Genomic DNA, 11,240 nt, shown 5'->3' on the forward strand with positions numbered 1-11,240 from the left:
TCGTCGTCGCCGGGGTTGGTGCCGGGGTGCCGGGTGAGCCGTGTCGATGTGCACGCGTCGGACGGTTCCGGGTGGGCGTCGCGGAATGGGCGTGCGGGCCCGGAGAGATAATTCCGGCGCGGGGATGCTAACGACGGAATTTCGGCCGCCGCAAGGGCGTCAAGGGACTTTTTCGGCGTGCTCAGTATTGAGCAGAATTCCGGTGTGTAAATGCAGGATCATCTGGGGTCTTCACTTTTCCCCCGGCCGCTGGAATCACGCGCTCGGCGTTCTCGCCGGCCCTTGGTGCGACGGGTTCGCGAGCCGGCACAGGAGGACGGAACGCATGCCGCAGCGTGTGCTGATCGCAGGTACCTCGGCGCTGCTCGCCGGCCGTCTGGCGGCCCGGTGCCTGACCGCTTCCGACGAGACCGAGGTGGTGCTGCTGTCCGCCGCCGTCTCGCGGCCGGGCGCGATCGCCCCGGACCGGAAGGAGATCGCCTCGTTCGTGGCGCAGTCGGCCCGGCTGCCCGATCCCGGGGGCAGGCTGACCGTCGTGTGCGCGGCACCCGGGGCGGTCGCGGACGAACTCGGGGCGCTGACGGCGGATCAGGTGTGGTGCGTGGTCCCGGGCTGGGACCGGGCGCCGGTGCGCGGGGCGCGCGGGGACGCGGCACTGGCCGGCTCGGTGCTCGCCGCGCTGCCCGCGCTCGGGGCCGTCGGATACGTGCACGTCGGGCCGGACGGGGTGGTGGACGACGGTGCCGCCGGACCGGTGCGCCGCGGCTACCGCGAGCTGGAACGGCGCGCCGTGGAGGTGTGCCTGGACGCCGGTGTGGCCTGGCGGGTGCTGCGTACGCCGCCGGTGCTGGACGACCAGGCACCGGTGTTCGGCGAGTGCCCGCCGGGCGCGCACCGGCTGCTGTGGGCCCTGCACGCGGTGCGGACCGAGGTCGAGGACCGGGTGCCCGACTGGTTCGAGCGGCATCCGCTGCGGGTGGCCGGCGCGGCGGGGCTGGGGCTCACCCTGCTGCCCGCCGAGCGGGCCGCCGAGGAGCTGTGGCGGGCCGGTGCGCCGGGCGGACTCCCGGACGGGTTCGCGACGGTGCCCGCGCCGGCGCCGGTCCCGCTGACCGAGGTCCTGGCGCGGGCCGGCGCGGTCCACGGCATCGACGTCCGCCCGGTGGCGGACCGCGAGGGCCTCTCCGCGGCCGACCGGCTGCTCGATCTGCGCCTGGCGGACGTTCGTGCGCAGGCCGCACGGCTCGGGAACGCGGCGGCGGTCCCCGTACCCGGACCCCTGTCCGACGGCACGGCCCCCCGGGCCGGCGTCGGCGCGCCGGATCCCCCGGCGGCCGCCCGGCAGCCCGCGCCGACGGCGTCCGGGCAGCCCCCGGCGCCGTCGCCGGCCGTACCGGAAACCGCGGCTCCCCCACCCGGGTCAGGGGCCTCCCCCACCCTCGCCACGCCGCTGTCCGCCGCCGGGCAGTGGGAGGTGTTCGGGAGCGTGCGGGCGTACCAGGCGGTCGCCGGGCGGGCGGCGGGGACGGCGGGGCGGGAGGACGTGACGCTGCGCCGGCGTACCGTCGAAATCGCCGGGCGGCCGCTCGCCGTGTACGAGGCGGGCGACGGTGACGGGCCGCCGCTGGTGGTGCTGAACGCGCTCGGTCAGGGGCCCGGATTCCTCACCCGGCTGTGCGCCCGGCTCGCGCCGCACCACCGCGTCGTCACCTGGCAGGTCCGCGGCACGGAGCGGGACGATCCGCCGTGGCGGGCCGGGGACCAGCTCGACGATCTGGAGGCCGTCCTCGACGCGGCCGGGGCCGACCGCGCCCATCTGCTCGGCTGGTGCACCGGCGCCAAGATCGCGACGGCCTTCCAGCGGCGCAGGCCGGACGCCGTGGCCTCCCTGGTGTTCCTGAACGCCACGTTCCGGCAGAACGGCCGCTGGGACGGCATGGACACCAAGTACGAGGCCGACCTGGCGGCGGTGTGCCGCGCCCTGGACCGCAGTCCGGCGAAGGCCGCCCGGATGCTGGGCCTGCTGGCCCCCGGCGCCGCGGGCGGCAAGGGCAGCCCCGGCGCCCGGGACGCGGGGGTGCTCGGGGTGCTCAGCCGGGCCCTCGCCGACGAGGTCCGGCGGCCGTTCCGCGACGCGGAGGTGCTGGTGCGGTACGCGCGGCAGCTCGTGGACCTGTGGCGGCTGGACTCGGCGACCCAGGCGGCGCAGGTGACGGCGCCGGTGCTGTTCGTCTGCTCGGAGTTCGACGGGATCTCGTCGCCGGCCCGGGCGCGCGAGGCGGCCCGCTGCTTCCCGCGGGCGCGGTACGCGGAGCTGGCGGTCGCCGGTCACTACGCGCCGCACGACCGCCCGGCCCTGGTGGCGGAACTGATCACGGAGTTCGTCCGCGCGCCGGACGAGGTCGCGGACCTCGTGCGGTACGCGGAGATCACCTGGCACATCGACATGGAGGGAACTGCACGGTGACCGAGGCCAAGGCCTTCGACCGGGTCGCGGACGACTACGACCGGATGCGGGGCGGAATGGAACGCGGCCGGCAGGCCGCGGCGCAACTCGCCGGGGACCTCACGCCCGGCACGGTGCTGGAGGTGGGCGTCGGCACCGGCGTCGTGGCGGCGGGGCTGGCCGAACTCGGCCACCGGGTCCACGGCGTCGACCTGTCGCTGCCGATGCTGTCGCGGGCCGCGGAGCGGCTGGCGGGGCGGGTGACGGCCGGGGACGCCCGGGCCCTGCCGTTCGGGGACGGCACGTTCGACAACCTGGTCTTCACGCACGTCCTGCATCTGGTCGGGGACATGCCGCGCGCCCTCGTGGAGGCGGCGCGGGTCCTGCGCCCCGGCGGGCGGCTGCTCGCGGTGCACGGTGACCCCGCGGCCGACCCGGACGACCTGGTCGCCGTACTGGACCGGCTGGCCGTGCTCCAGCCGCCGCGGCCCGACACCCCCGAACGGCTGGACGCGGCCGCGGCCGCGGCGGGGCTGACCCGGCTGCGGCACGAGTTCGCGCCGGACTACGAGCGGGCCACCACGCCGCGTCAGCTGCTGGAGAGTCTGGAGCGCCGGCTGCCGCCCTACCTGTGGGAGGTCGACGACGAGACCTGGGGCCGGGTGGTGGAGCCGGCCCTCGCCGAACTGCGGGGCCTCGCGGACCCGGACCGGCCGCGGGTGCAGCAGTGGCGGGTGCATCGCAGCGTCTACGTCAAGCGGTGAGGCGCCGGGGGCCGGGGAGGGCCGACGCGGGCCGGCCGCGCTCCCCGGTCCCCGGCCGTTCAGCGGGGTATCAGCTCGAAGGCGATCGCCGGGCGGCCGCCGAACCGGGCCCCCATCGCCCGGGCGAGTCCCAGCAGGGGCCCGCGTACGTCCGTGACGGGCGGCTGCATCGCCGCCAGATAGCTGGCGTGCGCCTCCAGGGAGGCCACGGCCCGGTCGATGTGGTCGCCGACGTCCACGGCGTGGGTGGGCCGGGGCGAGTTGGAGATCGCCACGTACCGGACGCCCTGCCAGGGGCCCGGTCCGTCCTCGGGAAAGATCCACCGGTTGGCCGCGTCGCCGACGGCGTCGAGCAGGGCCCGGCCGGTGTTGCGGTGGTCCGGCGAGTTCCAGCGTCCGGTCGAGGTGTGGTCGTGGTGGCAGAAGCCCAGCACGAGTTCGGGGCGGTGCCGGCGGATCGCGGTGGCGAACTGGCGGCGCAGCTCGGCGGAGTACTCGATGCGTCCGTCGGGATGGTCGAGGAACTCCACGCCCGCGGCGCCGACCACGGCGGCGCTGGCCCGCTGTTCGGCCTCACGGACCTCGGCGGCCTTCTCCGGCGCCATGGTGTCGATGCCGGCCTCGCCCCGGCTCGCCACCACGTAGGTGACGGTCTTTCCGGCCGCGGTCCAGCGCGCGACGGCGCCCGCGGCTCCGAATTCCATGTCGTCGGGGTGCGCCACCACGGCCAGCGCGCGGGTCCAGTCCTCGGGCATTTCCTGGAATTCATCACTCATGGGCCGAAGATAACAGCGGGCATTACTCCGCCGGTACCCTGGGAATGCATTTCGCTGAACTCCGCCCGGCCATTGCGTCCGGATGGGAAAATACCTCGTGACGCCCTGATGGAACGCTCAATTGTGAGCAGAGCCGCGGGTGGGGACGCGCGAGGATCCGGCTGATCCCCGTCGGCGGCCCGGTCACCGGCGCCGCGGTCCCGCGAGCGAGAGGACAACGCATGCAGACGCAGTCGACCAGCACGATGACCTGGGACTCCTGGCAGCCGGCCCCGTTCGAGCAGACCGACGGCGCCCCGGTGCTGCTGCACGGCGAGGTGGCCAACCACTACCGCGGGACCATCGAGGCCGAGGGCGTCCAGCAGGTCCTGATCGCGCTCTCCCCCGGGGGCGCCAGCGTGTTCACCGCGCTGGAGCGGGTGACCGGCCGGATCGGCGACCGCAGCGGCAGCTTCGTCCTGCAGATCAGCGGCACCACCGGCGGCGGCGCGGCGAAGGCCACGCTCGAGGTCCTGGAGGGCTCCGGGACCGGTGGGCTCGCCGGGCTGCGCGGCTCCGGCACCTACTTCTGTGACAACCCCGGTCCGGACGGACACGCGAGCGTGACGCTGGACCACTCCTTCGAGTAGTCCCGGCGATCCGCGTGCGTGTGTGTCGGCCGAGGGCATAGGCTCGCCAACACCGGAGCAGCACACGGTAGTTGCGTGCCGGAGACGGCCGACCCTTGAGGAAGGAAGTTTTTCATGTCCCCCATTGGGCAGCTGGCAGCGGTCACCCTGGACGCGCCGGACCCGAAGGCTCTCGCGGAGTTCTACAGCGCCGTGACCGGCTGGGAGTCCCTGTTCGCGAGCGAGGACTTCGCCTACATCGGTACCCCGGACGGGTCCAGCCGCATCGGCTTCCAGCGGACCGAGAGCCTGAAGAAGCCCTCCTGGCCCGGCGACGACAAGCAGATGCACCTCGACTTCAGTGTGAGCGACCTGGAGGAGGCGGTGGAGCGGCTGACCGCCCTCGGGGCGACCAAGCCGGAGCACCAGCCGGGTGGCGAGAAGTGGGTCGTGCTGATCGACCCCGCCGGTCACCCGTTCTGTGTGACCACCATGGCCTGACGCCTGCCGGTACGGAACGCCTCGGGGCGGACGTCCCGCGCGGGGCCCGGCACATGTGTCACGACGGGGCCGCGGCACTCACCGAGTGCCGCGGCCCCGTCGTGTCGCGGGTGCCGGCCGGAGCCGTCAGTCGCCCCAGTACTGCGGTGTCAGGCAGCCGTCGTGTCCGCTGCCCTCCAGCATCAGGCTGTCCCAGCCGCCGCCGCCCTCCTCGCGCGGGACCCAGTCCTGCATGTAGGTGGCGCGCGGGGCCTCGGGGTCCGTGCGGGCGTCGATGCCCATCAGCTTGTACATGGTGCCGAGCGTCTTCATGTGGATGAGGAAGTGCATCCGCTCCATCGTGCCGAAGAGTTCCTCGAAGACCAGTGCGGTGGCGTCCCCGCCGGAGTTGAGGTTGGTGTTCTCGGCGACGGTGCGGGCGAACAGCCGGGCCTCGGCACGGTACTTGTAGCTGAAGTCCACCACCCGGTGCATCACCACACCCGCGGTGGCGGTGTTGAGGAGGCCGTCGGCGGGGACGGACGTCTGGTGCTGTGCGGGGAGCACCTCGAACCAGGGCTCGTCCCGGTCGGCGGCCAGCGGGCTCATGGAGGGGTCCTGTGCCATCGTCCGGGTGGCGGTGCCGAAGATGCCCCAGCGGTGCGGGAGCATCATGGTCTCCCGCACACTGCCGGGCACGAAGGCGGCCTGCCAGTCGTCCGCCTGGTGGTGTGCCACGTAGCCGCCGAGGACGCCGTCCCGGAAGTCGCGCGCGCCGCCCATGTGCAGCAGCCGTTCGTAGTCCTCCAGGGACCGGAAGTGGATCAGCCAGTGCAGGCGGTCCTTGACGCCGAAGGTCTCCTCGTAGACGAGGACGGTCGCCAGTCCCGGGTGCTTGGCGTTGACGAACTCGGCGGCCTCCCGCGCCATCCGGCGGGCGGTGTCGCCCTGCCCGCCCGCGATCTGGGCGACCCGCTCGACGACGACCCCGGCGTTCGCCGAGTGCAGGATCTTGTCCGCGGGCTGCGCCGTCTGGTGCCGGGCGGGCGGGACACTGGGCATGCCGCTGTCCACGGTCATGTGGCTCTCCTCGGTGTGTGGTGACGGGTGACGCACGCCGGGTCAGGCGTAGGCGGCGAGGCGGTCGCTGAGGACACGGGCCGCCCCGGTCATCAGCAGGTCGGCGATGCGTTCGACGTGCCGCTCCGGCCAGGGCTCCAGAGCGGTACCGCCGACGCAGCGGTTGAAGGCGCCCGCGGCGGGCCCGCAGTGCACCTGGTAGTTGGCCCGTTCGGCGGGATCGCCCTCCTGGGCGGCCCGGTTGGTGCGGGCGAAGTAGGACTTGAAGACGAGTGCCATCCGGTGCTTCGGATCCCGCTCGGCGCGTTCGGTCTCGTGCGCGCGGCCCGTGTCCCGGTAGTAGGCGCACGTCTGCTTCCACACCTGGTCCAGGGGGGCGCGCAGGCAGTCGCGTTCCAGCCAGGCGCGGGTGGGCCCGTCGAGGTCGTCGAGGCCCGTGTGGGTGCGGTAGAGCTGGTAGAGCTTGTTGGCGCGGGCCGCGAAGAGGGTGCCCTTGCGGACCACCTGGACGCGGGAGCCGAGTTCGAACAGGTCACCGGCGGGCGCGTACGCGGTGTCCTGCACGTCCAGGGCGGCCACCAGCTGCTTCACCGCGTCCGAGGTGCCGGCCTGCGGGGAGCACTGGTTGACCGAGCCGGTCACCACGAAGTCCGCGCCGAGGACGAAGGCCGCCGCCACCGCCTCCGGGGTGCCGAGGCCGCCGCACGCGCCGACCCTGAGGCGGCGCGCGTAGCCGTACCGCTCGGTGAGCCGGGCGGCCAGCGCGACCGTGGTCGGCACCAGTGCCAGGCTGACGCCGCCGTCGGTGTGGCCCGCCGAGTCCCCCTCGACGCAGACGTCCTGCGCGACCGGCAACGCGCGCGCCGCGTCGGCCTCGGTGGAGGTCAGCCCGCCCTCGGCGACCAGGCGGTCCAGCAGTTCCGGAGCGGGCGGTGCCATGAACTGGGCCGCGACCTCGGGACGCGAGCACTTGGCGACGACGGTGCGTACGGCGGCGGGGGTGCCGTCCGCGGCACGGTGGGCGCCGTGGAACCGGAACCGGACGAGGTCCGGGGTGACGGCGGTGAAGGCGGCCGCCTCCACGTGCCGTACGTCGTGCCGCAGCAGCAGGTCGACCAGGGCGCGCTCGGCTCCCGGACGGGTGAGGTCGTGCAGCAGGTTCACCCCGTAGCGGCCGTCGAGGCCCGGGGTGCGGGCCAGTTCGGTGACCGCCTTCCCGACCGTCTCCAGGTCCAGGCCGCCGGCGCCGAAGTAGCCCTTCAGGCCCGCCCGGCCGAGCCGGGCGACCAGGTCCACGGAGGAGACGCCCCGGAACATGCTGCCCGCCAGGTAGGCGTAGCGCAGTCCGTGGTCGTGCCGGAACTCCGCGGAGCCCAGCCGCGCGGCGGCCGGGTCCCGAACGGGCTCCGGCTCGGGCGGGGTCGCCCGGGACGTGCGTCCGATGGCCGCGGTGGTGGCGGCCGGCGGGGAGGCGGTACCTGTGGGCGGCGGGTGCGGCGCGCCGCCCACGGGGGCGGGGCGTGCGGGCGGTGCCGTACGGGCCTTTGGGCCGGGTCCGGCCCCGGGGGCGGCGGTGGCCGCCGTACCGCCGGGGCGCCGCCGGGCCGGTGGGGCGGGCTCGGCGACCACGGAGTCCCACATGGGCCGCAGCATGGGCCGGGGACCGAACTCGCGTGCCTCCGTGACGCCCCGGCGGATCAGTTCCCGCAGGGACTCGTGCCAGCGCACCGGAGCGGCGATCTGCCGGGCCAGCAGGCCGGCGACACCGTCCGGCGGATGGGGACGCGCGGTGACGTTGGCGATCACCGGGATGCGGGGCGGGCGGAACTCGACGGTGTCCAGGAAGGCGGCGAACCGTTCCTGGGCCGGCCGCATGTGCCGTGAGTGGAAGGCGCCGCTGGTGGCCAGCGGCACGCACCGGGCCCCCGCGGTCGCCCGCACCTCGGTCTGCACCGCCTTCACGGCCGCGGCCGGACCCGACACGACCACCTGGGTGGCGGTGTTGAGGTTGGCCAGGTCGACGTCCGTGGCGCCGCAGCGGTCCAGCAGGGCGCGCACCCCGTCGGGCGGGAGCCCGAGGACGGCCAGCATGGCGCCGCCGTCGGCCTCCCCCATCAGCTCGCCGCGCCGTTTCACGATCCGCAGGCCCGTCTCGAAGTCGAAACACCCGGCGGCGAGCAGCGCGTTGTACTCGCCGAGACTGTGACCGGCCAGGAAGTCGGGTGCGGGCCCCTCCGCCAGCGCTTCGGCGCAGGCGAGCGCGTTGACGACGTACAGCGCGGGCTGGGTCCAGCGGGTGCGGTTCAGCCGGCCGTCGGGATCGTCCAGGCACAGTGCGCGCACCGGCTCGCCGAGCACACGGTCGGCGACCGCCACGTACTCGGGGAAGCGGTCGAAGAGCCGCTCCCCCATGCCCGCGCGCTGCGCCCCCTGGCCGGCGAAGAGCCAGGCCCTCACTCGGCCGCGGTCAGCTGGTGCGGCAGCAGCAGGGTGTCCTCGATGGTGCCGGGGACATAGGTGCGGCCCCAGGTGCCGCCGCCCTTCTGTTCGGCGATGAACCGCCGCTCCCCGAGGGCCCTGAAGTCCTTGTCGGTGCGCTCCAGTTCGAGCAGTTCCTGGTAGGCGTCGAAGTCCTTCAGGTGCACGAGCCAGTGCAGCCGGTCCATGACGCCGAAGGTCTCCTCGTAGAGGTAGGAGGTGGCGCGTCCGGGCAGTTTGCGGTTGACCTCGTTCTGCCAGGCGAAGGCGTAGAGCCGGGCCTCCTTGCGGAACTCGTGGGTGGCCTGGCCCGTGCGGTGCAGGGTGAGCATGGCGTTGGCGGAGTGCAGCAGTTCGCCGTCGGGCCGGCCGGTCTGGAGCTTGGCCGGGTCCACCCAGAGGTCACCGGGGTCGTGGTCGTCCTCCTCGTGCACGAGGCCGTGCTGGGGGACGAGGATGCGTTCCTGGACCGAGCCCTCGACGACGGCGCGGCCCCAGACGCCCGCGCTGGCGTCGTCGACGACGCGGTCGCTCTCCAGCAGGTCGATCATCTTCTCGTCGTGGTCGACCATGTGCAGGCTGATGGCGTAGTCGTTGGGCGTCTTCCAGTGGATCAGCCAGTGGACCCGGTCCTGTTTGCCGAACGCCTCCTCGTAGAAGTAGAAGGAGGCGCCGTTGAGGTCGGACTGGTTCATGTAGGCGATCACGGAGGCGAAGAGCTTGCGGCCCTCGTCCCGGTGCTCGTACTTCAGCTGGGCGCTGCGGGCGATGGTGAAGCCCGAGTTGCCGGAGTGCAGCAGCTTGTCGGCCGGCACGGGGCTCTGTGCCGACGCGGGGCTGAGACCGGCCGTCCTCCGGGCTGTCCGCTGATCCATGGAATGGCCGTCCTTCCGGTGCGGAGATGCGTGGCTCGGGCCGGCCCGCGGGGGGCCGGCGCGAGCCACGCTAGGCGGACCGCCGCCGGGGGGCTGCGCAACTTTGAGCAGGCGGGGGGCGGTTCGCCGCCCCGCCGCGCATCAGCTCGTCGCGGGCGCCTCCTCGGCGGGCCGCTCCGTCGCGGGGTCGGCCCGGCGGGGCATCTCCTTGAGGAACAGGGACACCACGAGGGCCACGGCGACCAGCAGCACGCAGACGAGAAACATGTCCCCCATCGCGTGTGCGTAGCCGTCCAGCGCCCGTCCGCGCAGCGGCTCGGGCAGCCCGTGCAGCGCGGTGACGCCCTTGTCGGCGGCCCGCGCGGCGTCGGGGCCGACGTCGGTGAGGCGGTCGGTCACCCGGGTGGTGAGGACGGTGCCGAGCACCGCCACGCCGACCGCGGAGCCCATCCGCTGGAAGAAGTTGGCGGCGCTGGTGGCGGCGCCGATGTCCTGGGGCGGTACGGAGTTCTGCACGGCCGTGATAACGGGCTGCATCACCAGGCCGACGCCGGCGCCGAACAGGAAGGCGTACAGGCCGATCTGCCAGTAGGGCGTGTCGGCGTCGAGGCGGGACAGCAGCAGCATGGTGACGACGAGCAACGCGGACCCGGAGACCGGGAAGACCTTGTACTTGCCGTTCTTGCTGATCAGTTGTCCGGAGGCGATGGAGGTCACGGTCAGGCCGAACATGGCGGGCAGCATGGCGAGGCCCGAGCGCGTGGAGGACATGCCCATGACCGCCTGGAAGTACAGCGGCAGGAACACGATGCCCGCGAACATGGCGGCACCGGCCAGCAGCCCGAACAGCGCGCCGATGCCGAACACCGGGTTGCGGAACAGGCCCATGGGGATGACCGGTTCGGCCGCCCGGGTCTCCACCCACACGAACAGGACGCCCAGGGCGACGGCTCCGACGGCCAGCAGCAGCGACCCCGGCGCGGCCCAACCGTAGGTGTCACCCGCCCAGTTCAGGTACAGCAGGGCGCAGACGACCGCACCGGCGACCAGTGCGGCTCCGGCGAAGTCGACGGTGTGCGGCCGCTGCGGGCTGCGGATGCGCAGGCCCACCGCGGTCGCCACCAGGGCCAGCACACCGACCGGCACGTTGATCAGGAAGATCCAGCGCCAGCCGGGGCCGTCCGTGAACCAGCCGCCGACCAGCGGCCCGACCACGCTGGACAGGCCGAACACCGCGCCGAACATGCCCTGGTAGCGGCCCCGGCGCTCCGGTGGCACGACGTCGGCGATCACCGCGAGCGCCAGCACGAACAGTCCGCCCGCGCCGAGACCTTGCAGCCCTCGGAAGACGATGAGCTGCCAGATGCTCTGGGCGACGCCGCACAGCACGGATCCCACGACGAACACACCGATGGCGCACTGCACCACGGTCCGGCGGCCGTAGAGGTCGGAGACCTTGCCCCACAGCGGTGTGACCGCCATCGAGGTGACCAGGTAGACCGTCACCACCCAGGGCAGGCGCTCCAGTCCGCCCAGTTCGCCGACGATGCTCGGCAGGGCGACGCTGACGACGGTCTGGTCGAGGGCCGACAGCAGCATCCCCGCCATCACACCGGCGATGGCCAGTGTGGCCTGACGAGGGGTGGGCAGGGCCGGTGCCGCGTCCGCGGCCGCGGGGGCCGCCTCTGCGGAGTTTTCCATGGCTGGTCCGTTCCTTCCGTGGGGGGTCTGGC

The 11,240-nt window shown here is 73.7% G+C and carries 9 protein-coding genes; 4 read left to right on the plus strand and 5 right to left on the minus strand.

The features are described 5' to 3' along the window. The first annotated feature begins 325 nt into the window (after positions 1 to 325). The gene (locus tag ACF08B_RS24920) at positions 326 to 2,467 is read left to right on the plus strand and encodes an alpha/beta fold hydrolase (RefSeq protein ID WP_392319449.1); all 2,142 of its coding nucleotides are present in this window, start codon (positions 326 to 328) and stop codon (positions 2,465 to 2,467) included. After that, positions 2,464 to 3,210 (plus strand): class I SAM-dependent methyltransferase, encoded by a 747-nt coding sequence (locus ACF08B_RS24925; protein ID WP_392319450.1) that lies wholly within the window; start codon positions 2,464 to 2,466, stop codon positions 3,208 to 3,210. Before ACF08B_RS24920 ends, ACF08B_RS24925 begins: the two co-directional genes overlap by 4 nt. A gap of 59 nt (positions 3,211 to 3,269) precedes the next feature. On the opposite strand, the gene ACF08B_RS24930 is transcribed toward ACF08B_RS24925, so the two are convergent. Next, positions 3,270 to 3,986, minus strand: coding sequence for a PIG-L deacetylase family protein (locus ACF08B_RS24930; RefSeq protein WP_392319451.1), 717 nt, complete (start codon positions 3,984 to 3,986; stop codon positions 3,270 to 3,272). Positions 3,987 to 4,207: 221 nt separating this feature from the next. Between ACF08B_RS24930 and ACF08B_RS24935 the strand changes: the two genes are divergently transcribed. Then, positions 4,208 to 4,615: a DUF3224 domain-containing protein gene (locus ACF08B_RS24935; RefSeq protein WP_392319452.1), complete on the plus strand. Its 408-nt coding sequence runs from the start codon at positions 4,208 to 4,210 to the stop codon at positions 4,613 to 4,615. A 114-nt stretch (positions 4,616 to 4,729) separates the two neighbouring features. Then, positions 4,730 to 5,095 (plus strand): VOC family protein, encoded by a 366-nt coding sequence (locus ACF08B_RS24940; protein WP_073890565.1) that lies wholly within the window; start codon positions 4,730 to 4,732, stop codon positions 5,093 to 5,095. Positions 5,096 to 5,221: 126 nt separating this feature from the next. Here ACF08B_RS24940 and ACF08B_RS24945 read toward each other — a convergent pair whose 3' ends face one another. The 4 genes from ACF08B_RS24945 to ACF08B_RS24960 form a co-directional block, all read right to left on the minus strand. Beyond that, a complete protein-coding gene (locus ACF08B_RS24945) occupies positions 5,222 to 6,154 on the minus strand; it encodes a DUF6039 family protein (RefSeq protein ID WP_392319453.1) in 933 nt (310 codons plus the stop codon). Positions 6,155 to 6,196: 42 nt separating this feature from the next. Beyond that, the gene (gene fabD / locus ACF08B_RS24950) at positions 6,197 to 8,611 is read right to left on the minus strand and encodes an ACP S-malonyltransferase (RefSeq protein WP_392319454.1); all 2,415 of its coding nucleotides are present in this window, start codon (positions 8,609 to 8,611) and stop codon (positions 6,197 to 6,199) included. Continuing rightward, the gene (locus tag ACF08B_RS24955) at positions 8,608 to 9,507 is read right to left on the minus strand and encodes a DUF6039 family protein (protein ID WP_143050264.1); all 900 of its coding nucleotides are present in this window, start codon (positions 9,505 to 9,507) and stop codon (positions 8,608 to 8,610) included. The genes fabD and ACF08B_RS24955 overlap by 4 nt, the downstream gene beginning before the upstream one ends. 141 nt (positions 9,508 to 9,648) lie before the next feature. Then, a complete protein-coding gene (locus ACF08B_RS24960; protein ID WP_392319455.1) occupies positions 9,649 to 11,208 on the minus strand; it encodes an MDR family MFS transporter in 1,560 nt (519 codons plus the stop codon). Positions 11,209 to 11,240: the final 32 nt, after the last annotated feature.

The sequence above is a fragment of the Streptomyces sp. NPDC015139 genome, assembly GCF_043079785.1.
In the GTDB taxonomy this organism is placed as follows: Bacteria; Actinomycetota; Actinomycetes; order Streptomycetales; family Streptomycetaceae; genus Streptomyces; species Streptomyces albidocamelliae.